At 36.0% G+C, this 26842-nt stretch carries 26 protein-coding genes; 19 read left to right on the forward strand and 7 right to left on the reverse strand.

The window, feature by feature from the left end:
* Positions 1-966: an HNH endonuclease signature motif containing protein gene (locus ABMA70_RS12950; RefSeq protein WP_392993000.1), complete on the forward strand. Its 966-nt coding sequence runs from the start codon at positions 1-3 to the stop codon at positions 964-966.
* 53 nt (positions 967-1019) lie between these two features.
* On the opposite strand, the gene ABMA70_RS12955 is transcribed toward ABMA70_RS12950, so the two are convergent.
* The gene (locus ABMA70_RS12955; RefSeq protein WP_392992997.1) at positions 1020-1928 is read right to left on the reverse strand and encodes a phosphorothioated DNA-binding restriction endonuclease; all 909 of its coding nucleotides are present in this window, start codon (positions 1926-1928) and stop codon (positions 1020-1022) included.
* A 61-nt stretch (positions 1929-1989) separates the two neighbouring features.
* On the opposite strand from ABMA70_RS12955, the gene ABMA70_RS12960 reads away from it, so the two are divergent.
* From ABMA70_RS12960 to ABMA70_RS12975, 4 genes are all read left to right on the forward strand, one after another.
* Positions 1990-2556, forward strand: coding sequence for a class I SAM-dependent methyltransferase (locus ABMA70_RS12960; RefSeq protein WP_392992994.1), 567 nt, complete (start codon positions 1990-1992; stop codon positions 2554-2556).
* Between the two features lie 203 nt (positions 2557-2759).
* A complete protein-coding gene (locus ABMA70_RS12965) occupies positions 2760-4493 on the forward strand; it encodes an ATP-dependent endonuclease (protein WP_392992991.1) in 1734 nt (577 codons plus the stop codon).
* Between the two features lie 111 nt (positions 4494-4604).
* Positions 4605-5933, forward strand: a complete 1329-nt coding sequence (locus tag ABMA70_RS12970) for a Shedu immune nuclease family protein (protein WP_392992989.1) — start codon at positions 4605-4607, stop codon at positions 5931-5933.
* 433 nt (positions 5934-6366) lie between these two features.
* Positions 6367-6654, forward strand: coding sequence for a thermonuclease family protein (locus ABMA70_RS12975; protein WP_393022285.1), 288 nt, complete (start codon positions 6367-6369; stop codon positions 6652-6654).
* A 61-nt stretch (positions 6655-6715) separates the two neighbouring features.
* Here ABMA70_RS12975 and ABMA70_RS12980 read toward each other — a convergent pair whose 3' ends face one another.
* Positions 6716-7093: a hypothetical protein gene (locus tag ABMA70_RS12980; RefSeq protein ID WP_392992983.1), complete on the reverse strand. Its 378-nt coding sequence runs from the start codon at positions 7091-7093 to the stop codon at positions 6716-6718.
* Between the two features lie 212 nt (positions 7094-7305).
* Between ABMA70_RS12980 and ABMA70_RS12985 the strand changes: the two genes are divergently transcribed.
* Complete coding sequence (locus tag ABMA70_RS12985) at positions 7306-7497, forward strand: YwbE family protein (RefSeq protein WP_392992980.1); 192 nt, start codon at positions 7306-7308, stop codon at positions 7495-7497.
* A gap of 9 nt (positions 7498-7506) precedes the next feature.
* Here the strand turns inward: ABMA70_RS12985 and ABMA70_RS12990 are convergent, their stop codons facing one another.
* Entirely contained in the window at positions 7507-8139 is a 633-nt protein-coding gene (locus tag ABMA70_RS12990) for a metallophosphoesterase family protein (protein ID WP_392992979.1), read from the reverse strand.
* Between the two features lie 129 nt (positions 8140-8268).
* Here ABMA70_RS12990 and ABMA70_RS12995 point away from each other — a divergent pair, with 129 nt between their 5' ends.
* From ABMA70_RS12995 to ABMA70_RS13010, 4 genes are all read left to right on the forward strand, one after another.
* The gene (locus ABMA70_RS12995; RefSeq protein ID WP_103218351.1) at positions 8269-8589 is read left to right on the forward strand and encodes a hypothetical protein; all 321 of its coding nucleotides are present in this window, start codon (positions 8269-8271) and stop codon (positions 8587-8589) included.
* Positions 8590-8592: 3 nt separating this feature from the next.
* Positions 8593-9129 carry a metalloregulator ArsR/SmtB family transcription factor gene (locus tag ABMA70_RS13000; protein WP_103218350.1) on the forward strand — a complete coding sequence of 179 codons (537 nt, stop codon included), beginning with the start codon at positions 8593-8595 and terminating at the stop codon, positions 9127-9129.
* 200 nt (positions 9130-9329) lie between these two features.
* Positions 9330-10913 (forward strand): C1 family peptidase, encoded by a 1584-nt coding sequence (locus tag ABMA70_RS13005; RefSeq protein ID WP_393022262.1) that lies wholly within the window; start codon positions 9330-9332, stop codon positions 10911-10913.
* 158 nt (positions 10914-11071) lie between these two features.
* Complete coding sequence (locus tag ABMA70_RS13010; protein WP_392992974.1) at positions 11072-11398, forward strand: hypothetical protein; 327 nt, start codon at positions 11072-11074, stop codon at positions 11396-11398.
* Here ABMA70_RS13010 and ABMA70_RS13015 read toward each other — a convergent pair whose 3' ends face one another.
* Entirely contained in the window at positions 11399-12202 is an 804-nt protein-coding gene (locus ABMA70_RS13015) for a TIGR02147 family protein (protein WP_392859131.1), read from the reverse strand. It abuts the gene before it with no gap.
* Between the two features lie 163 nt (positions 12203-12365).
* Between ABMA70_RS13015 and ABMA70_RS13020 the strand changes: the two genes are divergently transcribed.
* Complete coding sequence (locus tag ABMA70_RS13020; protein WP_392992972.1) at positions 12366-13673, forward strand: hypothetical protein; 1308 nt, start codon at positions 12366-12368, stop codon at positions 13671-13673.
* Positions 13674-13766: 93 nt separating this feature from the next.
* Positions 13767-14162, forward strand: a complete 396-nt coding sequence (locus ABMA70_RS13025) for a hypothetical protein (RefSeq protein ID WP_392992970.1) — start codon at positions 13767-13769, stop codon at positions 14160-14162.
* Between the two features lie 20 nt (positions 14163-14182).
* Here the strand turns inward: ABMA70_RS13025 and ABMA70_RS13030 are convergent, their stop codons facing one another.
* Positions 14183-14617 carry a hypothetical protein gene (locus ABMA70_RS13030; RefSeq protein WP_103218344.1) on the reverse strand — a complete coding sequence of 145 codons (435 nt, stop codon included), beginning with the start codon at positions 14615-14617 and terminating at the stop codon, positions 14183-14185.
* 132 nt (positions 14618-14749) lie between these two features.
* Complete coding sequence (locus tag ABMA70_RS13035) at positions 14750-16585, reverse strand: hypothetical protein (protein WP_392992968.1); 1836 nt, start codon at positions 16583-16585, stop codon at positions 14750-14752.
* A gap of 76 nt (positions 16586-16661) precedes the next feature.
* Between ABMA70_RS13035 and ABMA70_RS13040 the strand changes: the two genes are divergently transcribed.
* The 6 genes from ABMA70_RS13040 to ABMA70_RS13065 all read left to right on the forward strand — a co-directional run bounded on the left by ABMA70_RS13040 (position 16662) and on the right by ABMA70_RS13065 (position 23918).
* Positions 16662-17153, forward strand: coding sequence for a hypothetical protein (locus ABMA70_RS13040; protein ID WP_103218342.1), 492 nt, complete (start codon positions 16662-16664; stop codon positions 17151-17153).
* 31 nt (positions 17154-17184) lie between these two features.
* Positions 17185-18030, forward strand: coding sequence for an NIF family HAD-type phosphatase (locus ABMA70_RS13045; protein ID WP_392992965.1), 846 nt, complete (start codon positions 17185-17187; stop codon positions 18028-18030).
* Between the two features lie 175 nt (positions 18031-18205).
* A complete protein-coding gene (locus ABMA70_RS13050; RefSeq protein WP_392992963.1) occupies positions 18206-19087 on the forward strand; it encodes a M14 family metallocarboxypeptidase in 882 nt (293 codons plus the stop codon).
* A gap of 138 nt (positions 19088-19225) precedes the next feature.
* Positions 19226-19618 carry a MarR family winged helix-turn-helix transcriptional regulator gene (locus tag ABMA70_RS13055; RefSeq protein ID WP_103218339.1) on the forward strand — a complete coding sequence of 131 codons (393 nt, stop codon included), beginning with the start codon at positions 19226-19228 and terminating at the stop codon, positions 19616-19618.
* Positions 19615-20844: a TolC family protein gene (locus tag ABMA70_RS13060; RefSeq protein WP_103218338.1), complete on the forward strand. Its 1230-nt coding sequence runs from the start codon at positions 19615-19617 to the stop codon at positions 20842-20844. The genes ABMA70_RS13055 and ABMA70_RS13060 overlap by 4 nt, the downstream gene beginning before the upstream one ends.
* Positions 20845-20855: 11 nt before the next feature.
* Positions 20856-23918 (forward strand): efflux RND transporter permease subunit, encoded by a 3063-nt coding sequence (locus ABMA70_RS13065; RefSeq protein ID WP_392992959.1) that lies wholly within the window; start codon positions 20856-20858, stop codon positions 23916-23918.
* 47 nt (positions 23919-23965) lie between these two features.
* On the opposite strand, the gene ABMA70_RS13070 is transcribed toward ABMA70_RS13065, so the two are convergent.
* Positions 23966-25342, reverse strand: coding sequence for an HD domain-containing protein (locus ABMA70_RS13070; RefSeq protein ID WP_392992957.1), 1377 nt, complete (start codon positions 25340-25342; stop codon positions 23966-23968).
* Between the two features lie 56 nt (positions 25343-25398).
* Here ABMA70_RS13070 and ABMA70_RS13075 point away from each other — a divergent pair, with 56 nt between their 5' ends.
* Positions 25399-26757 (forward strand): hypothetical protein, encoded by a 1359-nt coding sequence (locus tag ABMA70_RS13075; protein ID WP_392992954.1) that lies wholly within the window; start codon positions 25399-25401, stop codon positions 26755-26757.
* Positions 26758-26842: the final 85 nt, after the last annotated feature.

Consider the following 26842-nt stretch of genomic DNA (forward strand, 5'->3'; position numbering starts at 1 on the left):
ATGCTCGATATATTTGAAAAGGAAGTGATCGTTTCATATCGTAACGAAACTTATAACGTTCGAGATAATGGAGCCATATTTAGGTATAAGAAAGAGGGACGAAAGAAAAGACGATATGATTGTATATGGATGTTCGGAAATGAAAGTCGGAGTCATCCTTACCTTACTATTGCGAGCGAAAGAGTTCATCGAATAGTTGCAACTGCCTTTCACGGTGTTCCTCCACAAGATGATTATATCGTAGATCATATTGATACCAACTGTCGAAATAATAGACCAGAAAATTTAAGATGGATAACACGTTTAGAGAACGCTTTACTTAACCCAATTACAAAGAAGAGGATTGAGTACCACTGTGGAAGTATTGAAGAATTCTTAAAGGATCCTACTTTAATTCGTAATCTTGCTACTGATAAAAACTTTTCTTGGATGAAAACTGTGACAAAGGAAGAAGCTCAGAATAGTCTTGAGAGGATGATGATTTGGGCAAACGAAAATAATTCAACTCCTGAGGTTAAATCTCAAAATTCAATTGGAAAATGGTTATATGGTTCACTCCAATCAAGTAAAGTTGTAGATGTTGTTAAATCTTTAACGCCTCATTGTTATCAACTAAATTGGCGAACTCCATCTCAGTTTCCTTCTTGTCCAATACCATTAGGAGATGACCCTCTTCGGGATTATTATATTTCACTCGAAGTAGGTAAAATATTTTCTAAAAACAAGTATTGCAATGGAGCTAAAGTAGTTGAATTCACATATGTTGAAGATAAAAAGGAAATAGTTGTTTTAACAGAAAGAGATGGAATGAAGCCTTGGGCATTAGGTAAAGTCGAGTATCAGGATAGTAAATTCATTCATTCTAACCTTGGTTCATTTTTCACTTTAGAAGGTGCCAAAAAGCAGTTCTGTATTGTACAAGGGTTGGCCTGGGAAGGTGAAGATTCAATCGATGATTATTGCTAGGTTTTGATTTTTGTAGTGGGGAACCTTAGTTCTCCACTTTGTTTAATTGTTATCTATTTTAAAATATTCTTTCTATGCCATTCAATATTCCCAATACTTGGAAGTAATTCTTCATTTAGAATAAATCTACCAATCGATTCACCAATATAAGGAGTAAAGAAAGTATCATTCTTACGATCAATTAGAATTGAATCACTAAGCTCAATTCTATAGTCAGAGTTAAGTGTCCAGATACCACGATCAAAAGTGTAGTGGTGAGTAGGGCATAGAGCGAGGCCATTATGCTCATTACAGTCTCCGCCGCGAGCTTTCCATTTGATATGAGCTGCTTCCATTGATAGGGCCGTGTTATTTTTGAAATTAATCTTTAATCCGCAACAAGCGCATTGGTTACCGTAGAGAGATAAGATAAGCTTTGGAAACTTTGGGTCTCTTTTTACTTTAGTCACTGTTGTCGTGATGGTCTCTTGAGTTGGAGCTTGAGCTTCAAGGTCAAAGACACCAAGTAACTCCCAAAGAGTTTCATGTAGGCTATCTGGAAAGTTGTCTACAGTTATATAGCGAATGAGAGCATGTATTTGAGCTTTATTTTTATTAAGCTTGTTGTAGATTTCATCACTAAAACCAGCTTTGAAGTTATTCTCTTTCGCACTTCCCGTAGGAATATCACCTTTGCTATTTAAGACAATATTTGAGGGCTGTGTTGTCCAAAAAGGCTTTGTCTTTGAATCGTTAGTTAGCCGCCAAAGAGGCTGAAGACAATTTGGCTTTGTTGAATACTTCGTAAATTCACTAATAATAGATTCAAGCTCTTCACGATCTCTATTGAATTCAATCCAGCGAACGTCATTTGCAGTTTTTACAAGCGCATATAAGATTGTGATAGGCTTGTGAGGTGCATAATAATCTTTTGCACGTGCCTTATTAATATTTTCATACCATTGGATAAATTCTTCGATCATAGTTACATTATATCGTCTAAATAGAATTGATGCGATTATAAATTTCGAGTAATCTAGTTATATGAATTACTACGACAAGAATAACCAAGAATTCATCGATTCAACGCTTGATCTCGATCTCACAAGTCTGTACGAACCTTTCTTAGAAGAAATGAAATCAGGCGGGGTAATCCTTGACATCGGCTGTGGCCCAGGTCGTGACTTGAAGTATTTTGTCAATCACGGATATAAGGCAGAGGGAGTAGAGCCGAGCTCGAAACTTGCAGGCTTTGCTCGTGAGCATAGTGGTTGTGTCGTACATGAAGGCTTACTTCAAGACGTGAGTATTGAAGGAAAGTTTGATGGAATCTGGGCATGCGCTTCTCTTTTGCATGTGCCATCAATTGAGCTTAAAGATGTCTTTTCAAAAATTGCAGATCTTATGAATGAAGATGCTGTCTTCTATTGTTCTTTCAAGTACGGAGAGTTTGAAGGTGAGCGGAGCGGACGCTTCTTCAATGATCAAACTCTTGATACGATTAAAGAGTTTTTACCTCAGGGACTTACGATCTCAAAGGATTGGCTTACCGAAGATAAGAGGCCTGATCGTGATGAGAGGTGGCTAAATCTTCTTCTATCTAAGCACTAACTCTTCTTTAAACTCATTATTTTAACTACTTATCATTAGAACCATAATGTTTTCATAAATTATTGATTTTGTTCAACTTTTTCTTGTTGTTGTCGATTATTAACTAATACGATTTTACTTAGTTATTGAGAGTCAATGGAGATACAGCAAAAACAGTTGTTGTATGAATATTATAATATTGCTTAAAAATAAGGTTTTGAAATATGAGTTATCAATTATCAAAAGTATTAATTAAGAATTTTAAATCATGTAAAAAGACAACGTTAAATCTTGCTTTGTATACCCCATTTGTTGGATACAATAATGCTGGAAAATCAAATATCATTGCAGCGATTAAGTGGTTTGTAGATGGAGGTACATTGGGGAGAGAGTTTTTTTATGATGAAAGTTGCCCCATCGAAGTAGAGACTACAATTAATGGAATAGATGCAGATGTAATTTCTTTTTTAACAGAACCAAATAGAAAGAAGATTATACCTTATCTAGACAATGGAAAACTTACGATGAAAAGAGTTCTCAATAAACCAAGTGGGGGGAGGAGTGACCAGTCCCTCTTTCTTTTCAATTATGAAAATACTGAATGGAAGAAAAATCCTTCTGGTATAGATGCTGCAATAAAAGGAATACTCCCCAATGTTTTACATGTTGAAGCGATGGATAATTCTGAAGAAGATTCTGTAAAAGTAAAAAGCTCAAACACTTTAGGTCAAATTATATCATTATTAATTGAGCCTGTTGAGAGTGAGCATGGTGAAAAAATACAAGGGGCTTTAGAGATTGTTCGAGAGATGCTTCATGTTGAAGGGAAAGATCGCCCTAGTGAGTTAAAGCAGTTTGATGAAGAATCTTCATCGCTACTCGATAGTTTCTTTCCTGGCTTGAATTTACAGTTACACATTCCAACACCACAAGTATCAGATTTATTCAAAAATAGTACAATCAGAATCAGGGAAGGAAAAGGGTTAAAAAAATTTTCTCAACTTGGCCATGGTGCCCAAAGATCCATTCAAATGGCTTTGTTGAGATATTTAGCGTCAAAACGAACTAGTGAAAAAGGAAAAACATTACTTCTAATTGACGAACCAGAATTATATCTTCACCCACAAGCAATTGAGCACTTAAAAGCAGCATTAATGGATTTGACACATGTAGGATTTCAAGTTCTTTTTAGTACACATTCTCCGCTACTCATTTGCGAAAAAACAATTGCGGATACAGCATTAGTTCGTAAAGATAAAGTTGATGGTACATTTTCAAGAAAACGTATTAAAGATGCTGTAGAAGAGGCTATAGAGAATAATCAACATCAAGCTGAGGTTATTTTTTCATTGTCAAATTCTTCGCAAGTGTTGTTCTGTGAATCAGCTTTGCTTATTGAAGGAAAGACTGAGAAAGCTTTACTTCCTTTTTTATATGAAAGAAAGCATAGAGCGACCCCTGCACAGCATAAATTAGCAATAATTAGTCAAAATGGATCAGGAAGTGTTTTAAAAAGTATGAAAGTTCTTAACGCTATAAATCTTCCTGTAAAATCTGTAGTCGACTTAGATTTTGCATTTAAAAGTAATGTTTTAAATGATGATAATAACAACATCATTCGATGTAAAAAGATATTTCAAGAAAACGCTACAGATATCGGCTACCTTTTAGGAAATGATGGCTTCCCTAAAAATGGTGGGAGTATTTCTGCTGCAGCTGCTTACGAATGGCTTGCAACTACTGCAGTTCAAGAAGTTGAGAATTTACATAATGAACTTAAGGCAAAAAATATTTGGCTTTGGAAAAAAGGAACGATAGAAACACATCTAAAATTAGCTGAAAAAAATAACTTAGAATGGAGTAAGTTCAAATCAAGGATTGAGGGAACTTCTCTTGATATAGAATGTCGGGATGAATGTCTGCATAGTTTGCTTGATTGGTTACGCAATTCTGTCTAAATACAGTAAGTATACAAATGGATATATTAACAGTGGTACCTAGTGCTTTTCCTTTTCGCAAGGTTTATGAAAAAGTGTATGGAATAGGACTTTAAGTAAGGAAAAGGTTGTATGAGTTTTAAAATATATAAAGATGAAAACTTAATTTTAGTTGATTATGAACCACAAAATGGAGCCGGTTTTTTATTTGAAATATTCGGTATTGAGATTGACGAAACAAATAAAATAGATATTGAAAAGGAACTAGAAGAAAATCAAAAAAAAATTAAAAATGGTGATTTCTCACAGATAGGAGATTTATTTAAAAATAACTTTGGACCAAAAGACTATATAAAAAATGGGATTCGATTGTTAGGAGAAACCTTGAGTCCAGTAATTTTTCAAAGAAGTGCTAGCCACTTGAATCGAGCAACATTTATATTAGGTTCATTAGATGAGGAGATTGATTACTATAGGATTCCAAAATATCTTTTAACAGCTTATAGAAAAAAGGGCTATGTTGCATTTGATGTTTTAATACATAAAGATGTAGAAATTTCAAAAGACCTTTTTTTTCATGATTCGTCTCAGCTTTACTTTGAAATAATCGATCTCATAAAGCCGGAAGACCAGATTATAATAGGAGGTGATCGAGAAGATTCGATTCCTTATGAAGATTTTAAAAATATTTTAACGAAGTTACCGACAAGAACTGGATATCAACATTACATGAGAGCGCAGATCGAAAAATGCTTTTCTGGATACTTTGATGTAAAAGAAGATTATATTCAAAAATACAAAAAATACCTTAATAAAAAATCACAAGGGAAGGGCTTTCAATTCATCGAAGATATTGGAAAATTTGAAGAACAAAAGTATCGCTTCATCTTAGAGCGTTTAAACTCAATGCTCGATGGAGTTGAAGGATACTCAGAATCTAAATGGCAAATGGAGATTCTAGAAATTGTTTTAATTCTTTTTCCTAAGTATACAAATGTACTATCGGAGGTTCTCGTGAGAACTCCTGAAGGAAAACAAAGAAGAATAGACTTTGGACTAATCGATTCTGATGGCCATTTAGATTTAATAGAAATCAAGCAGCCTTTTGATGATTGTTTAATAACGAAGAGACCTAATCGAAATAATTATGTACCTGTTCGAGAACTTAGTACGACCATTGTTCAGGCAGAAAAATATATATACTATCTAAATAAATGGGGAAATGAAGGCGAAAAAGTATTAACCAGAAAGTTTCAAGAGAAACTTAATAAAACGGACTTAAGCGTAAGGATTACAAATCCAAAAGCTATTTTAATTTTAGGTCGAGACTACAATTTATCTCAAGAGCAAAGAAATGACCTTGAGGTTATAAAAAGGCAGTATTCAAATATTGCTGATATTATTACATACGATGACCTTCTTCGTAGATTAAACTCTTTGGTGCTTAAGTTCTCAACTTAAAAATAGTTTGTTTTGATTAAATATATCCATATCTTGTTTACTCATTTGATTGGTATTAGAATAAATTCATCCAAAGGTTACATAAAAGAATAGTGTTAACGTTTATCGAAAGAGTGATCCGTTGTAGCTATTTTAGCTACACTTCGCTTTGTGACTTAAATGATAACAAAATGTTGGAAGTCTATCGGCGTCGCGACCATTTTCATATTAGTTAAACAAACTCACCAGTTTAACCGATACGCAATACATGAAATACATAACCCTCACACTCCTAATCTCATTCCTCCAACTAACAACACTAGCAACATCAGACTGCACCCACGATGCCAAGAACTTTCGCTGCGTAAAGTACGTGAAGAACTACGACGCGGACACGGTGACCTTTGATATTCCAAATGTGCATCCGCTGATTGGAAGTCGTATCAATGTGCGAGTGAGTGGGGTGGATACGCCGGAGATTCGAACGAAGAATGCGTGCGAGAAGAGTAAGGGGCGAGATGCGAAGAAGATTGTGACGAATCTTTTAAAGCACGCCAAGCGCATTGATCTAGAGAATGTGCAAAGAGGTAAGTACTTTCGCGTGGTAGCCGATGTGAAAATCGATGGCCAGTCGCTGTCATACTATCTTCTTAAAAATGGCCTTGCCTATGCTTATGACGGCGGCACGAAGAAGAAGGTGGATTGGTGTAAGACGAATCGCGAGATTGCGTCGGAAAATTAGGATGCTGGCGCGCATCCCGAAAAGTATCCAGAAACCTTTTACATTTTAGGAACCTTCAAGCTTACAGGTTTATATATTTACTTTCTTTTAAGCATTTTAAGGCACTACCTGCTCTAGATGACCAGCTGACCTTCTTGTAACAAGATTCAAGCTGTCTTGAATTTTCAAATTCTTTATTTTTTATAAATGAAAGGCAATCATTAGCTTCGCCAATTTGAGAGCTCCAACTTTCAGAAATGGCATAACATACTGCCACAGCATTTCGATCAAAGAATCCAACATCTACGATCTCCATGCACTTTTCATAACCGTCACTAGATTGACTAGTCCAAGAGCTATCTTGAGAGTCACATACGTCATACGTAGACATTGGAGTAAACTCACCAGCAAAGCTTAAAAAGTTTCCAAGGACAAGAAGTGTAACTAATAACATTCTCATTATATTCTCCTATCATCTATGTAATGTTTAATGAAAAATATTTGTATTGATTATCCCTACTTTTATGATTAGTTTCATTTATTTTGAAGAATTTTTATAGGCCGTTAGAAAGTTAACACTTAATAAATTTTCCAATAAATTAAGGTTTTTATGTGTACAACCTGTTAAAATCACTTTTAAGGAAGCTAAGGCTAGACTATAAAAGGAATAAAATGGAAGGCAACGTAAGAGACCATATTGAAATCGGTGAGAAGGTACGCATTGTTCTTAAAAAAGATCAACGAACAGGAAACCTTACTGAAGGTATCGTAAAAGATATTCTAACGAAGTCAGATTATCATCCGCATGGGATCAAGGTTCGTCTTGAAAGCGGTGAGGTTGGACGCGTAAAAGAGATACTTTAGCATCACTTGTTAGCTTAGCTCTAACGTAATCGGTGCATTCTTATACCTGTAATTTTCATCCAAACTACAAGAGTTTACAAATATTATTCCACCAAAAATATCAGTACCGTAACCTTCGTGGATATGGCCAAAGGCATGCACGCGAGGCTGTACTCGTTGGATGGTTTTGAGCAGGTCTGTGCATCCGACACGTTCGCCATTTGCACATAAGTCCATCACGGCGCGAGGTGGACCGTGGGTGAGGAGGATATCAGTATCATTTGGGATTAAGTCCCAATGTTTTTGAATCTCAGGACCTCGGTGCCTGTTAAATGCCCAGTCATGAAACCACGGCTGAATTGGTGAGCCCCAAATTTTAAATCCTTCAATTTCAATTCCTGAATCATTTAAGTAGATGATGCCGTTGTCTTTTAAGATTGCTTCGGCCTCTTCCTTTCTTTCATCATCAAAGCAGAAGTCGTGGTTGCCAGCGATGACGATCTTGTGTTTGAAGTCAAGGCCTGCAACAAATTCTGCAAATGCTCTCGTATCTTCCAGCGAGCCACGGCGTGTGAAGTCTCCTGTGTGAAAGAGGATATCCCCTGATTCGAAGGGAACTTCGCCGTGGCGATTATGAGTGTCTGAGAAGAAAGTTAGTTTCATTTAGGTATAATAGCATATGTTTTAATATACTGGTTTTAAATCTAATTTGATAAGTATCAAAATAAATATTGACCTTTCTATTTCTTGAGTCTATTTTGACAAGTATCAAAACAGATTCAGGAGGTAAAAATGAATTTTTTGGATGAATTGAAAGAACTTTCAAAGCAGGCATCGAACCTTTCAAGAGGAAAAATCGATATCAACGTTGAAAGAAAGATTAGAGAGAATGTTTTTGAAATTATGGAAGAGCTTTACGGAAATGCTACGACTGCTAATTTCATCAAGACGACAAAACTTATGTACCGTGATTGGTCACAGAGCTATAGCGAAGACATCAGATTTGGACGTGATGAAGATGCAGACAAGGCGATGGTTAAGCTTAGTACATTTGAGTGGATCGTATCTCTTCCATCTGTGCAAGAAATGCGCGCATCCCTTGGCGAAGGTTAAGAGATGAGTCTTGCGAACGTATTTAAAGTTTTAGGTGATGAGGCGAGATTAAGTATTATCAGAAGCCTGGCAGAGAAAGATCTCTATGCAGAAGTTCTTGCAGAAAGACTTTCTCTGTCTCCTGGAACGATTACGCATCACTTGAAAAAGCTTGAAGCTGTAGGACTTATTAAGTCGCGCAAGGAGCAGTACTACAAAGTCTTCTCACTACAAAAGAAGATGCTTGATAAGAATATCCTAAGTTCAATTTTAGAGGTTTCAATTTCAAACGAAGATGAAAATGAAGTTCAATATGAACAGAAGATCATCAAGTCATTTTTTAAAAATGGTGTGCTTAAGTCGATCCCTGTACAACGTAAAAAACGACTCGTTATTTTAAAGCATCTCTTACAAGAATTTAAAAAGGGCCGTGATTACACAGAAGCTGAAGTTAACGAAAGGATTGAAAAGTATAACGAAGACTTTTGTACCATTAGACGTGAGTTTATTGCAGAGAAGCTAATGGAGAGAAAGGCCGGCATCTACCGCGTAAAAGCTTAATGCTGGCCAATTTTTGTACATTTACAATTTATTCAACACTTTACTTCGTTCTCAACCCATAACTAGCTGATTATCCACACCTCAAAAGCCCACTTCTTTGCAAAAACTGGCTTCACTCTTGCTGTATCTAATTACTGATACAACTCTTTTAAAAGTTTGGAATTATGAAGCACTCATTATTTTTATTCACAATTTTGCTCTTGCAGTTTTCTGTTTGCAATTTCGCAAAAGCGAGTGAGTCTGTAATTCCGGCTTCACTGGATTTAAGTAGCATTCAGTCTTCAGTTAAAAATCAAGGAAATCGAGGGGCATGTACATTCTTTAGTGCTACCTCCTTATTAGAAAGTGAAATCATCAAACAACATAATATTGAGATAAATATCTCAGAACAATTTATGATTTATGCTACCAAGAACTATGCTCGTTATGGAGAATTAGAAGAAGGCTCTAGTGTCATTAGGAATCTTTATGCAGCAAGAAAGTATGGGATCACTTTTGAGCAGGATCTACCTTACCAGCAAAGCTGGTTCTCCCCAGGCATGCCATGCTCAGAAGACGCCTCTGTTAGATCATCTGGTTATGAATGCTACCACCATAATAGCAGTGTCGATAAAAATAGAATTATTTCATTAGGGAATAATTTAGAAATCACTGATATAGACGATTATGAAAATCAAAGATCAGATCTAATTATTTCATACCTCGCTAAAAATAAACGGCCAGTATCTGTTAATATCGTAATTAATGATGACATAATGCTTAGTTCGAAAAATGGAGAGATCAAATATAATACGAGGCTAAGAGATGAGTGCAATATTTCTAAAAAGTGTTTTGCTCACTCCATCGTCATAACAGGTTATAACCTAAAAGATAAAACTTTTAAGTTCAAAAATAGCTATGGAAAAAGCTGGGGAAGTAATGGATATGGAACAATTACCTTTGAGTATATTAATAAACTCTATGGGGCCCCTCAAATTATGGCCGTCGAGCTAAAGAAAAAATTGAAGCTTATTAAGCCGAAAGTGCCAGCAGCTACATCTCCTAAGGTATCAGTGAAGTCAGATATTGATTTTGATGGTAGTGACATAAATATAAAAATCAATGGAAGGGTAGAGTACTTACCAAAAACACAGTTTAAAATTCAGTTTGCAATTGTAAGAATTGATGAAGCCGGTGAGCCAAAAATCATCACACTTGATGAAAGGTTTGCTACGTTGTTTCACTATGCAACAACTGATGATTCTGGAAATCTAGATTTAGATGAAATTAAAGAAGTAAGTTTTAAAAACGTAAGACATAAACTCACGAAGTTAAATGAAGAGCTCTACCTATTCACTCTTGTTAATAAAGTAAGTGATAAAGAAGATGAAAATATTGACTATACCTTTAGTAAGCTCACTTTTCCCGCTTATGTCGAAACATTCAAAGACTGTTCTGAAGCATCAAAAATAGGCCCTAATCCTGACAAGCAAAAATGTTTTGATAAATTTAAGGGCAGCTACACGCTCCAAGAGTGTCTATCTCATGCAACGCTTTTTGATATTATCTATATGGATAAGGTTGCTAGTTGCTTTAAAGAGCTTAAGGGGCAATCTAACTTTTCTCAATGTAGTAGTCTCATTAGATCGATTCCTAAGAGCATGGACAAGTACACTCAACTCGAAAATTGCAAAGACATTTATGAGGGCGAATACACCGTATACGAGTGTAAGAGCGCAGCAAGATTAATCTCTGATGGCTACTATAGAGATCAACAGCTAACGAGATGTGAGCTAGGGTTTTAAAAATGATCTATCATAAGTTGTTGTAATTATATTATTTTAAGTAGTTTTTCATAGTTGAGCTTAAGAAAGGCTGATTTTTTTAATTAATTTAATCTATCAGTGCGTCATCTGTTGGTCTATAACTCCTTCAACAAAACAAAAAGAAAAGGAGAATACAAATGAAAAAGACAATGATGATTTTACTTAGTAGCTTAATTCTTTCACTAAACACTTTTGCTTCTACAGAGGTTGAAAACTCAAGACTTGTTAATATCGTTACTCAACTTGAGACATTTATTGGTGAAGATAGTGAGCTTATGGCCGATTCTCAGATTAAGCTAATCTTTGAAGAGAGTTTAAATAATTTAGATGATTCGAAAGTTATTCTTTCAAATATCCTCGAGCTTGATGAGAGATTTGAAGTAACAATGGATGATGAATTCGCCAATAAGTTAGCGATTTTTTCAGCACTACTTCATGAAGTTATGCTAGCGGCTAGAGCTTAACTAAACTTTAAAGAGATCCATCGTGTAACAGAAGACATCCTCTTGGGTTGTCTTCTTTACTACCTCACGTATCTCTTCAATGGCCTTTACCATGATGCCATTAACCTTTGGCAAATCTTCCTTAGAAAGAGTGATAACAGAGGAATAGTGAAGCTCATCTTCAGTTGCTCGGTCCATACTTTCCATCGCACGCAGACGCCAATTTGAGTGATGTCTTGCAATCATTGGAGAGTTCTTTCCAAGGTGAAAACTTTTTGATGTAAGCTTTATTTTATCACCGTCATTAGTAATAAGCCCCGCATCCAAAAGGAAGTCGATAACCTTTGCCACAGTCTCTGTGGAAATTGAAAAAGTTGCAGCGATCACTTCTCTGTCATACTGCTTTGTGATTGAGAGGTAGGCGTGGATCGCAAGATAATGCCAGCTTGAGTAGTATTCGTATTGCTGCTCTTTTGTTAGCTCTTTCTTATCAGTTAGGCGTTTACTGAGATCTTTTGAGTCTTTGACAAGCTCATCTATCTTGAGCTTGTAATAGTCACTTAATCTCTTATTTCCAGCGCGCTGATAATTAACTAGCGTTAAATAGAACTCCGTCTGCTTATTTGATAGAGACAGAAAATCTGCTGTGAGCAGTGCCTGCTCAAGACTAAAGTGAGCATCTTTGTTTAGGACTTGTGAGATATATGCCGTTTGGCAGGCCAGCTTTTCAGCAAGTCTTGACCTTGTTCCGCGCACCCGTTTTCCAAGCTCTTCAAGAGCATCAATAGTGAAATCTTTGTAATTTTGATAACTGAAAATATCCATAAGTTCTCGTTATTATTGGCTTGTGTTCTCTTCTTCGTAGTATTAGTTAATACTTTAGCATATTTTTAGTTAGCTTCGGCATAGTTGTGTATTTATTAAATACAGGGCCTATAAATTAAACACTTTCCCCTTTGCTAAATTGCTTTTGGTCTATATTGAAAGCATGAAGACTCAAAAACTTATTTCACTGATTGGACTATGCTTATGCTTGAATCACCAGGCTTTTGGTGTGGAAAGTTTGGATATTAAGCATAAAGTTCAAGTGGATTTATCAAAGTATAAGACACTTCTTGATATTAAGAAGTTTAATCTTCATAAGGAAAGGCCTCAGCAACTAGATTTAAATTCTTTTTTAAAAAAGAGTGTGCAAGACAATTCAGATGAGGGTGGCTTTGAGAGTTCTGGTGGAGGAACGATTGTTAAAACAGGAGTCGGTGCACCTATCTTATTAGACATTGCTGTTTATGATCAAAACTTTGTTGATGAATTTAATTATTCTCAAGGTTCATCAGTTGTCTTGAAAAAATATGCCAGTGTTCTTGGTTATGAGAAATTCACTTTTGATCGCATTAAAGAAATGGAAATATATCCGCTTTTAGAAGAGAGAATCGAGAAGTGGCAAGAGAGTAGTCCTTTGATTACTCATGGGATTAAGTCCGCCCTAAAGGGAGCTGATTGGAGATTTACTCCACATCGAGTTAGCAGCTTTTATGAGGGAGAGATTTTTCAAGGTGCAGTTTTTTATTCTGGAGATAAAGGCGCCTGGATTTCTACTCCTGTTTGGAATAGTGTCGGTGACTTTTCAAAAATAGGGCTTCTTATTCATGAAGCTTTAAGACATATGAGTATTAGCTATGGTGATAAGTTAAGTGAAGAAGTAATCCATGATATCACTTACCGAATTACCCTTACTGAACCTATCGAAGGTGAAACCTTAGACTCTAGGGCCTATTATCATGAAGACTCAATTACGGCGCTACATTATAAGAGTAAGGATAAGCTTGCTCAAAGCAAAGAAAGACTAAGAAATCTTATTTTAGATGAGAGATTAACTAACGATCCTGAGCTCCTTTCTCTTATTCAAAATAGCATCGATAATATTGATAACTCTAAAGTTCTTATGGAGAGCGTAACGGCTCTTGATAAACTTTATGAAGTGACATTTGAAGATAAGAAGGCAAATCTCTTACTTGATCTCTCTAGTGGCATTCACGAAGTCATTACTAGTCAACTTCGTGTAAAAGCTTCAAGGCCTGCCTTAGAGTTAACGGATGCTATTCGATCAATGAACTCAATTATCAGTCTAGAAACAATAAGTGAGAGCTTAATAATTGATTATATTGAAAGTGGTAAGATTCCTTATGAGTTCTATCAAGTGAAGGAGCGCCTTCAATTTTTAAATGAAATTCAGAAACTAAAACAGCGACATAAAAAGCTACTTGAGAGTGGTGCCTTAATTGAAGCTTACTAGTTCTAGAGATAATAAGTATTAATTTGATTTTATAGTTTTTACGATATACCCTAGGGGGGTATGTGTAATATCATGCTACCCAGAGGAGAAATTATGAAATTATTTATAGCTTTAATATTATCTTTTAACGTTTTTTGCCATGAGTTAGAATATCAAAATTACCTAATTCTTCAGAAGTCATTAGTTGAGGGAAATCTCGACCAGGGCCTAAAGTCTTGGAAAACGATGTGTAAGAAAGAACTTGGCCACTATGCTAAAGATTATAAATACGATGACTGTGATAAAAATATAAGTACTATTAGTGGATTACGAGATTCATTTAAACTTCTTTCTGAAATTTATATCAAGAATGGAAAATCACTTGAAAATAGCGACCTGAAGATCGTGAAATGCCCAATGGCAAAGGCCCGATGGATTCAAAAAGGTTCTTCTGTTAAGAATCCATATTATGGAAAGAAGATGCTTACTTGTGGTGAAATAGAATCATAAGAAGTAAGCATCTAAATTTTTTATAAGTGTATACAACGGTAAGTATCAAAAGTTTGAGACTCGATATCGTAAAGATAGAGTGCCTCAGAATATCTCTTTGTGTAAGCAACGTAGAGTCCACCTGATTGTGGATTTCCACAATAGTAGCGCTTGTCGTGTTCGAGTCGATAAACAGCAGTAGATGCCGAGCTAAATTGTTCAACATCTTTTTGTGCCTCAAGATAGGCGCTTTGAACTTCATCGTAGAATGGAAGTTCTGGCGTGAACTCGACACATTTGTATTCTTTTAGATTTCTCAAATCAGTATTGTCGATATAGTAGTAAAGCTTAGAACTTTCTTTGTAATAGATCTTAATGTGAGACTCGTGTTTCCCGCAGTAAAGGGCACCGTCATTAGAGTGGTGAAAGGCCATCGCAGAAAGTTGTAGTAATACAGCTAGACTGATTAATTTCATAAAATCTCCTTAATATTTCTACTTTATACACCAAATCCAATATATTGAGTCAGAGATTGTACTTTTAACAAGGTTTGAAAAGGAAGAATCCAGGAACCTCGTTAGAAGTTCCCGGAATTATTAGATCTTATCTTAGTTCTTTTCGATTGAAGATGTCTTAGCGTAGTTAATCGCTGTTGTAAGCAGAAGCCCAACAAAGAATAAGACGCTTAGGCTTGTTTGGTAATTAAAGCCTTCAACTCCAGCGATCTCCATTCCACCAATGGCAAGGATTCCAAAAAGAAGAGCAAATAAAGCGTCTCCTGTGATAAGTCCTGCGGCAGTTAAGATTCCTCGGTGAGTGATCTTTGTCACTGACTTTGTCCCAGCTAGTCTTGCAAGCGATCCCAGAAGAATTCCCGTCCCAATATATGATGGAAGATAAATTCCTACAGCAAAAGCAAGTGAGCTTAAAATAATACCTTTACGCTTTCCGATGATTTCAATGATCACAGCTAAAAGTCCAAGGCCTGCTCCGGCAAGTACTGGCATCATTGGAATATCACTTTGAATAAATAGTGATTTTAGAACTGTTGCAAAGAAAGCCGCCTGTGGTGCAGGAAGGGCTTCACTTCCAAGTGTTCCTGTTTCATGAGCAACGTAAACCGCTAGAGGTACAGAGATTGCACCACCAAGAAGACCAACAAGTTGTCCGATGAAAGAGCTTGAAACTTTAAGGCCATTAAATTGCATTGTCTTATAATCTTGAGATGAGTCGTTAGATGCACAGATGGCAACACAAGCTGCAACAATAATTGGAACTAGAAAGTAAACACCTTGGATACCTTCAAGACCAATTGCAAGTCCAACCAAACTTAGAACTAGCATTCCCATAAAAACAGTTCCACTAACAGGTGAAGCAGATGATCCAACTTGAAGTGATAAAAGTGCACCTAGGCCACTTAGGAAAAAGATGAGTAGTAGGGCAACAATTCCAAGTGCAACAAGACCTACGAGTGTTGCTCCTGAATACAGCATCATCGCAATTAGTAAGAATGCACCAAACCCAATCGATGCTAGAAGTTGCTTTCTTACGCTTGCTGGAATTTCTAATTGTTCAGCATCAAAGTCTGCTTCTTTATTAGCTAGAGCATTGCGAGTTTTTCTACCTTCAATAATATAAGCAATTAATGAGTAAACAACAGCAACAACCATAGCTGCTCCACCAACCCAACGAAAAGTTGTTCCTGGCATATTTTGAGCGGCCGACATTCCTTTAACAACTGCATTTAAAAGTCCTCCAAAGAAGATTAGGATTGCAGTAGGAACAGTTAGAAGTGCTCCAATACCAAAGTATAGTGGGTTAATTGGAAGTGGAAGTTTTGTTTCAACGCCACTTAGTGTGAACTTTAGGTCATATATACTTGCCTTTAAAACTTTAATTTGACTTAGGAAGGCCATGACAAATCCAAATGCTAGCCCTGGAATAAGTGAAAATTTTAAAGGTGGTCGTGCCTGAGGATTTTCTGCTGCTGTCTGAATTAGACGGTCACAGGCAACGGCCTCTGGCGCTGGAAGTTTTGGATCAGTTAAGAATCTCTGTGTTGCAAGACCAACAAATCCCCAACCTAGGAAACATCCTGCAGCTGAAGCTAAAATGAGAGATAAAATATCGACTGGTGGAACAGCTACTCCAAGTTCTGCTGCTAAGATTTGAACGATTGGAGCAACAAATGCGACACCTGCTGTTACGGCAACTCCTGCTGAGCCTGTTACTTGGGCCATGGCAAGAAAGCCTTTCATATCGTCTTTAAAGAAGGTACCCATTGCGACCCAGCCAAACAAAACGACGAGGGGACTGATCCCCGGTGTAATTCCAGCCTTTAGTGCTGAAAAGACAAATGCTGATCCGAGAACAAAGGAGATGACGAAGCCGAAGACAATTCCAGCTCTTTTCGATTTTAACGATGGTTCGTTAGCATTACTCATAAACTTTCTCCAGTTATTATTTAGTTATAATTATAGAATTACTTTACTGCTTAGATTTAGCAAGTATTATGTATATATGACGAAAATTGATAAAGAAAAGCTAACAGAAGAAATGAATTCTAAGAATCGTGAATGGCTAATTGAGTCTGATGGTGTTTCAGCGCTCTTCATTCATAATCTCGAAAACTTCGCTTATCGCTACCTTGAAACATCGACTGATAAAGGAATTAAGTGTGTTGTTGATGGTGAGCTCTATCAAGTCAAATCAACTGAGCCATCAATCATTGAGGCCCTTAAGTGGGATAATCCAGAGCTTAAGAAATCCCTTATCGATTTATGTAAGAAGTATCCAGGAAAAGCCTCTAAAGAGCTTAGAGTTAATCTAAGTTTAGTGACGAAAATGCTAGGGGAGCATAAGAATGAATGCTCTGCTCATATCACCTGCTTACTGCCAAATGGAGAGAGTTTAATTCTCTTTGAAAAGACTACGTCTATGAGTTTTGATGATCCGATTGAGCTTAGAAATAAGCATGCGGCCCTTCTAGAAGAGGTTTCAGTAATTTTTTAAGTATTTGACTAAAATGGTCGATAAGATATCAGTGAGATACCTTATTTTCATCCTAATATTCATTTCATGCTCTAAAGTTCTTAGGGGCCCAGCTCAGCTAAAGCAGAAGCATATTGTCTTTGATCTGGACCACACGCTCGTGGCCGAAATAGAAGAGGGTGAAACATTTAATCCGAAAAGAACTATTACCATCCAAGGCATTCACTATAGGATTATTCCATACGCCCAGGAACTCATCACTGAGTTATCAAAACGAGAAGATGTTTCAATTTCTTTTTTTAGTGGTGGGAGCGAGGATCGAAATCTTGAATTGTTAAAATCGCTCAAACTTTCAGACGGAAGTGATAAAAGTTTTCATGATATTTCTTATCGCATTCTTTCAAAGCGCCACCTTTACGATAATAGAAAAAATGTCCCTGAAGATTCTCGCTTTGTTCATAAGTGGAAGAAAGATATCTCCCTTGTTAGTGATGATCTTGATTCAATCATTCTCGTGGATGATCATAAAGACTTCTACTATCAAGGTCAAAAAAACAATACAGCATGGTTAGGAGAGTGGTTTAATAATTTTGAAAGCTATTCAGATGTGGAAGATTACAGGAAAAGAATTGGAGATGCTAAGGGCTTCAGACTTCCTCCATCATATAAAGACTGGTGGATGAATCGCAATAAACTGGCCCTTGTTGGAAGCGCTATTGAAGAAGCTTTGGATAACGATGAAGTCTTTGTGGAATCAATGAGAATTCATCTCAAGCATCTAGATGAGCAAAGAGCTGGAAGTCTTGAGAGTTTAAAAGATCGGGTTCATACCTTTGGAATACGTTTTGCGCCGGAGTCTTGTTCCTCGGCGCTTGGAAGTTTTCTTCAAATCCGATAGAAATGATATGTATGCAAGGAATTGGTTATATGAAAATAAGCGAAGTTGCCCAGACAACAAATCCTCGATACGTGTAACCAAAGACAGTTGGTAAAATTCTAATTGAGATTCAAGATATTGAAGAAATAAAAAAATAGTGCCAAAATCTTTTTGTGAAGTTTAGTATGAGGCACTTATGTGGAATGACGAACAAAAGAATATCTGGTTTGAAGAACAAGAGATAAAAAGATCGTATCGAGAAGAAGTCGTAACAAAGATTAAGAATCTAGAAAATCTTTTTGATATCTCTCAGTATGGAGCACTTCCGTACGATGAGAATAGGTATCCGCTGTTCTTAATAAAAAGCAAGAATTTCTTACCTGAGAATAAAACGATTCTAATTACTGGTGGTGTTCATGGTTATGAAACTAGTGGTGTTCATGGAGCTCTCGCTTTTTTAGAAACACAAGCTTTAAACTACACAAACGATTTTAATATTATTGTTGCTCCATGTATTAGTCCTTGGGGTTATGAAACAATTAATCGTTGGAATCCAATGACCGTCGATCCTAATCGTTCATTCTTCAATGATGGTCCTGCGCCCGAATGCAACCTTTTCATGAAGGCCATTTCTGAATTAAATCTTGAGATTTTTGCTCATTTCGATCTTCATGAGACAACGGATACTGATAATACTGTCTTTAGGCCGGCCCTCGAAAAAAGAGATGGAATACCTCAAGATATTTGGGATATTCCAGATGGTTTCTACCTGGTGGGAGATAGTGAGAATCCAACACCTGAATTTCAAAAAGCAATTATTGAATCTGTTCGTAAAGTTACACATATCGCACCAGCTGATATAAATGGGAATATTATTGGAGAGAAGCTAGAACAAGAGGGTGTGATTAATTATCCTTTAAAGAAGCTTCATCTTTGTGCATCTTTTTCTGATGCAAAATTTTGTACGACAACAGAGGTGTATCCAGATAGCCCAAGGGTTAGTGCTGAAAATTGTGTGGATGCACAAGTGGCCGCAATTATTGGTGGCATGGATTTTTTAGTTAACTCGATTAAATAAGCTGAAATTTTTCTAATGAATTATATTTGAAATCTTAAGATATCTTTGTAGAATACTTAACAAAGTTAAATATTAACAAGGTTACGTATTATTAAAGATTCATTATCTCGTAAATTTATCGAAGTCATCCCATCATCCATGGGCATTATTAGATCGTATATTAAAAGTGCTAGTGAGTCAGAGCTTAGCTTTCCAAAATATCGAATCCTTGCAAGAGTTGATAATGGCACATGTTCAGTAAGTGACCTAGCTGAAGTCATGTGTGTATCTTGTGCGGCCATTTCAAAATTAGTAGATACTTTGGTCAACGATAAATATATATCTCGTGAGACTTGTAAAACAGATCGAAGAATCACGAATCTAAAAATTACATCAAAAGGCAAAAAGAAATTTGAAAAAGTCAGAAGTGCTGCTAGCTGTCGCTTTTTAGAAAACCTAGATGATATTGATTCATCTGAGGTTAAAAAAGTAACAGATGCACTACTGGTAATTGAAAATTTTGTTAAAAATATACAGGAGACTAATTCTTGAAGTTTTATAAAATTGGATTATTGTTTTTTACACTTGTTCCTTGCTTAAGCAGCGCTTCAGTTGAGGATCTTTATTTAAAATCTTTAAAAAAGTCAAAACAAGTTGAAGTATTCGATCTTACAGAGAAGAAAACTATTTCAGACCTTGAAACTGTAGAGTCAACACTTTATCCGTCAGTTGATATTGTAAATACTAACACTTATAGTGAAGAGTATCGCAATGTTACAACTCGTAATAATGAAGTTGATTCAGAAGTTTTCCTTTCTTTAAATCAGAAACTATTTCAAGGTGGAGCTGAGTTTGCTCTATATGACTATAATAAAATTGTACCAAAGCAAGCTAAAGCTCTTACTGATAGAAGTCTTGCAGAGTACTACTCTCAATTCACGTCGCTATTCTTTCAAATGTCTTCCGCTATTGAAGAAAAAGAAAGAGTCGATGCATTATTAGAGAACCTAAGAAAGAGGGTTAGTATTGTTAGAGGTAGAACAAAAATTGGACGAGATCGCAAGGCCGATCTATTTGCTCTAGAGTCCCAACTACATCGCCTCGAAGCAGGACTTGTACAAAGTAAGGCACAGGTAAAGACTTCGATGACTGATCTTATGAATTTTTCTGGACTCGATAATATTGCTGAAGTGAAAGATAGTGTTGATCCATTAAAGTTAACGCTTTCATTAAATGTCGATCTTGAGAACACACCTGAACTTAAAAGTTTGAAGTATGATTATGAAGCTTCTATTGCAGAAGCAAAGATCGAAAAGGCCGCATATTATCCCCAGGTTGATCTTAGGGCCAATTACAATATTGATAAGAACGAGATTGGAGAGCGTGATTGGGGTGTAAGTCTCAATGTCTCTTTAAACTTATTAGACTTTGGTGAAAGAAAGTCTCGAGTTGTAAGTAAGAGAATCGCTTCACAAATCAACAAGGCCCAAATTGATTTCAGTAGACGTAATACGAAAAATCGTTGGAATGCATTTGTTCAAAATTTTGAATATAAGAAAAATGAATTAAAAACACTTAGAAAAGCATTGTTTCGAAGTCGTGCTTCGTATCAAGAGCAGTTGAAAGATCTAAATAAAGGCCTTGTTACACAGATTGAAGTTATTAGGTCACTAGATGATGTCATTGATCTTGAGAAGTTAGCGATTAGATCGTCTCTTGAAGTTAAGTCTTTATATTATCAAGCGAATGCTTACTTAGGTAATATCCCTAAAAATTAAGAAGGTTATATATGAGTTTATCATCATTATCGATAAGAAATCCTGTATTTGCATGGATGTTAATGTTCTCTCTCATTCTCTTTGGAATCTTAGGATTTAGAGAATTAGGAATTAATGAAAACCCAGATGTTGATTACCCATCAATTTCAATTGCCTACCAATATGAAGGGGCAACTCCAGAAGTTGTGGAAAAAGACGTATTAGAGCCGGCCGAATCTATTCTTGTTTCAATGCAAGGGATTAAAGATATGACATCTACTGCTGGACGTGGGCAAGGGCGAATTGATTTAGAATTTACACTTGATAAGGATATTGATTTCGCACTTCAGGAAGTTCAAACTCTTCTAGGACGTGCTCAAAGACAGCTTCCTGACGATGTCGAAACTCCAACAGTGACAAAGTCCAACGCAGCTGATGATCCAATTCTCTATTTAGCTCTTGTTTCAGATACTTTGTCTGAAAGAGAACTTAATATTTTGTTTAAAGATGGTGTTATTGATCAGCTGACTACAATCGAGGGGGTCTCTGAAGTTCGTGCTTTTGGTGCGAGAGAGCCTATGATGAGAATTGATGTTATCGCTGATAAGCTAGAAGCGTATCAATTAACTCTCTCTGATATTGTTCTTACACTCCAACGAGAAAGTGTTGAGCTACCTGCTGGTAAGTTTGAGACGGTTTCAAATGAGAAGAGTTTAAGAGTCTTAGGTGAAGGACGAACAGTTGAAGACTTCAAGAATATGATTATCAATCGACGTGGTGGCCAAGCTAATTACGTACCGATAAGACTTTCTGAAGTTGCAAATATTTACGCTGGTGTTGAAAATCGTACGCGTATCTCACGTGTTAATCAAAAACCATCGCTATCGATGCCAATTTACAAGCAAAGAGGTGTTAACGCAGTTGATGTTGCGGATAGAGTTAAGGCGAGAGTTGAAGAGATTTCTAAGAACTTGCCTGAGGGGACAAATCTTTCTGTAAACTTCGATAGAACATCTTTTATTAGGTTATCAATTGATGAACTTCTTCAAAACCTTGTGCTATCAGTAATCTTAACTTCTTTAGTGTGTTGGCTATTTTTGAACTCAATGTCGGCAACCATAAATATTCTTCTGGCCATTCCTACTGCCATTATTGGAACGTTTTCTTTTATGTACTTAATGGGATTCTCATTAAATACATTCTCACTTCTTGGACTAACCTTAGCAATCGGTATTGTCGTTGATGATGCTATTGTTATGTTGGAGAATATTGTTCGCTACGCCAAGAAGGGACATGATAAGGTTCAGGCAGCTTTTAAAGGAAGTCGTGAGATTGCATTTGCTGTTCTTGCCACGACCGCTGTTCTTGTTGCAATCTTTGCACCTATTACACTAATGCCTGGAATCGAAGGAAGGTTCTTTAAAGAGTTTGCTTTAACAATCTGTATTGCTGTATCTCTATCTTCTCTAGAGGCCCTGACTCTAGCACCAATGAGATGTTCACAATTCTTAAATGTTGCTTCAAAAGGAATCTTTGTTCACGTTTGGGTTGATAGGGCCGTAGAGTTTGGAAATAAAGTTTACATGGGAATTCTTAAGTTCGCACTAGGTCATAGAATTAAAGTTCTTCTTGTATCGACTGCACTGATTCTTGTTGCTTTCTTATCTCTTAATCATATCGATAAGGAATTTGCACCTGAGTCTGATCGTAGCTTCATGTTTGTAATTTTCATCGCTCCAGATGGAAAGAGCTTAGATTACACAAATGAGAAAGTTAAAGAGTACGAAGAAATCGTTTCTAAAAATGAAAATATTCAAAGAATGATTGTTGCAGTTGGTGGTGGACGAGGTGCTACTTCTGGAAACCGTGGTTTTGGTGTTTTAATTCTTAAAGACCGCGATCAGAGAAAGCTCACTCAATTTGAAGTTGCAGCTCAGTTGAGAAAAGAATTATCTGTTATAAAAGGTCTAAAGATCATCATTAGAGATCGTATGGGATCTGCCATTGGTGGCCGAAGAGGAAGTCCAATTGAGTTTACAATTACGGGGCCAGATGCCGCAATTCAAGCACAATTATATGAACAACTTGAAAAGGGGATGAAAGAATCTGATCTAATGGTTGGAATTCGCTCCGATGACATCGGACAGCTTCCTGAAGTTCACATTATTCCTGATCGAATTAAAGCACAACAACGTGGTGTTGAAGTTAATACTATTGCAACTGCTCTTAATGTCGGAGTTGCTGGTTCGGCCGCAACAAAGTATACGGAGCGTGGTAGACGTTACGATGTATTTGTTCAATTAGCAGAGGAAGATCGTACACGCGAAAATATCTCGTCACTACTACTTCAAAATAATCGCGGAGAATTTGTAACTCTAAATGATGTTGTAAAGATCGAAGATGCATTTGGACCACAGTCTATTTATCGTGAAAATAGAGCCAGAGGGATTCGAGTTGATGCCAATTTAAAAACTGGTGTTGCTCAAAGTAGGGCAATTGATTATATCAAAGAACTTGGTGAGAAAGTATTGCCAAAGGGTTATTACTTAAAGTTTTCAAAGGATCTAAATGAATCACTCTTTAGTGTTTTAATGATCATGGTTTTAGGACTTGTTATTGCCTATATGGTTCTGGCCAGTCAGTTTAATTCTTTTTCAGATCCACTAACTGTCTTTCTGGCGATACCTTTTGGATTAGCTGGCTCATTCATCGCACTATGGTTGTCTGGAAGTACTCTAAATATCTACTCGATGATTGGTATCTTACTCACAATGGGGATTGTTAAGAAAACTTCTATTCTTATTGTTGAATTTTCAAATCAACTAAGAGATGAAGGCAAAGAGTTAAAAAATGCCATCTTAGAGGCTTGTGAAACACGCTTTAGACCTATCATTATGACTACTTTTACAACTCTTGCATCTGCTGTTCCAGCGGCCGTCATTGTGGGAGCGGGCTCTGAAACAAGAAGACCTATGGCCCTCGTTATTATTGGTGGGGTTTTTCTTTCAACTATTTTTACTCTAGTTGTTGTTCCTTGCTTCTATTCACTAATAGCAAGACCTCGAAGAAAAATTTTAGAAGAAGTTGAATCATAAATATAAATACCGGAGGATCTTTTCATGGATCCTCTGGTATATTTTATTTATTTTAGGTCTTTTAAGATCGCAATAAGCTTATGATAACTTTTATTAGTATATTGTTGGTTTAGAAAAGTAATTAATTGTTCATTTGAAAAGTTTTGTCCCTTATCCTTTGTTTCAAAGAAGAAGTTCACAAATGACTCTGAGATCATCATAACTTTTGAAAGAGGGGAGATATCATCTCCTGGATCCATGGCAAAGCCTTCTCCATTTCTTGTACCGTGGTGTTGCAGGATAATTTGATCAACACCGTTAGGAAGTTTTTTAAGCTTTGAGACTTGCTCTGCTGCTAGCTTGGCATGCATTAAAATATAATTTAAGTTCTGTTCACTAACATCAAGTTTATATGCAAGATCTTCAACTTCAAATGCATCAGGATGTTCTTTGTAGACTGGTGCTAGGTAAATATCATGAAAGAAGAAAGCGCAGGCCATCTTCTCTTCTTGAGCAGAGTTACCCCACGAAACTTGTTTTAAGATAAACTGACTTACATATGTTGCAAGAATAGAGTGGGTATAAAGATATGATGATTTATTTGCAAGAAGATATGCTAATAATTTTTCAAGTTCACTCGATTCTTCAATAACTTCCTTGATGATCTTTATACAAGTTTGGCTTACTTTTGATACCTCTTCGAGGTTTGCTTCATCGCTTAAGAGTACAGAAGCAAGAGATTCTAATGAGACTTCAACGGCCTTAAGCTTTTCTTCTGGCGTCGCTGTTGTTTTTAAGTGCATGATTAATTGCATCGTTAAAAAGTTGATACACTGAAGTCTTTTTTCTGACTTCACATAGACTTGATCATCTTCTGCACTTATGTCTTTTTCATTAATCTTGTCATCCTTTGAATATACTAATTCAAATTCATCTTCATCTTTTTGTTCTTTTCGAAGATAAATATCACAGAAGGCCTGATCAGTTAATTTAAGTAGGTCTAGTGGAAGTGGGTAAAAATCTCCAACATCTAATGCAACCATATCCTTTGCCGTTACATTCATTAGCTTTGCTGATGATCTAACGATTGATTTAATATCGTATCGATTAGGAATGTAAATAACAGATGGTGGGATTGCGACTGTTGAATTTTGTTCAGTTAAATTATTAAACATAATAATATTAGACTTCAATTTCACAGAAGAAATGAGGTTTAATATTTCATCAGAAATATTTGGGAAATCTTCAAGAAAGTTTGCACAAACAATTAGATTTACGTAATCTCTACGACCTAAGTAGTTTTGAATTTCACTTTTTGTTTTTGCAACGATTACTTTTAAACCGACGTATGCACTTAAGTTCGCAGCATAAACGGAACTTAAGATATTTTCATCAGAAATAATCAAAACTCTAGATCGCATATAATTCCCATCGTAATAATTCATATGTATTATATACTATTATTTAATTTAATTAAGCTAAAGTTGTTAGGAGATCAGAAATGATAAGAGCATTATATATTACTGATGAAGATATCAATAAAGACAATTATCTAAGAAGTAACCTTCCTAAAGAAATCGAGATAGTAAAGGTGAACTCTAAAGATGAGGCTATCGATCAAGTATTGAGTAAAGGTCCATTTCATATTGCTTTAATTGATGTTGAAAATAAGGATATAGAAGCGCTTGATCTAATGACTGCATATAGTGAACTTGTCGATAGTATTGATTTTGTATTCTTTGGAAACTCATCGCTATATGCTGGAAATGTAGAATCCCAACTCGATGAAGAGATGATGGCCGTGGCCCATCACCTTGAATATCCTTTTAATGAAGACGCACTAGAAAATGTGTTTATGGATATCATATTAAAATATAAAAGAATTGAAGAAAGTGCGGCCTTGATTGAAATCGATGAATCTGAATTTGCTCCATTAAAGCTTCGAAGTTTATATTTATTTAAATCAATACCAGCGGATGCATATATTAAATTTTCTTCAAATAAATTTATGAAAGTGATTAAGAAAAATACTCTTATCACTGAAGCTTTAATTCAAAGTTTTGTTAAAAGAAAAGTTAAGTTTGTATATCTCTATAAAAGTGATCAGCTACAAGTTCTAGAAGATGCTATTACAGAGATGTATATTACGCTTGATAAGTATAAGGATACAAAAGTATTGCTTGAGAACCTTATTCGATCAGTTGGTATCATCCATTCGTACTTAAGATGGATTGGTACTGGAGATGCTGTTTTATCTCTAGTTGATAAGGTGATTGAAAAATGTGAGTACGTAATTGAAAAGGAGCCGGATTTATTAGCCCTGCTAGGAAAGTTTCCATTCAGCGCGGGAGACGTTGCTGAAAAGAGCATTCTTACATCACTATTTGGATGTAGTATCCTAGAATCCATCAATTATAAGGCAAGTGGGACAAGATCTAAAATTATACTCAGTGCACTCTTGTGTGATTCAACATTAGAAAATGATGACTTGTGTAAGATAAATTCAGTTAAAGATCCAAATCTAAGAATGTTTTCTGAAGATGAACAGGAAGAGTTTAAGATTCACCCTGTGAGAGAAGGTGAGTTAGCAAGTTTATTTACTAAATACCCAGAGGTTGATTTTATTCTTCATCAGCATCATGAACAGCCTGATGGAAGTGGTTTTCCTGTTGGTCTTCGTGGAAAGAAAATAACTTTAATTTCTGCAATTTTTATTCTTTGTAATGATCTTGCTTCTTATATAATTCAAAGAGGGCTAAAGAGATCTGTTCTTAGAAAGGCCGCAGAGGTATTAGAAGAGAAGTATTCGTACGTTCCCTTTAAGGAACCTTTCAAAATGTTAACGAAAAAATTCTCTTGATAATAAAAGCCTTGATTATGCACAAGTGAGTATCATTTAACTAATGATAGTGTAAGTTTTAGTGCTAACTTTCAAGGCTAATTCT

The organism is Halobacteriovorax sp. XZX-3 (assembly GCF_043196495.1).
In the GTDB taxonomy this organism is placed as follows: Bacteria; Bdellovibrionota; Bacteriovoracia; order Bacteriovoracales; family Bacteriovoracaceae; genus Halobacteriovorax_A.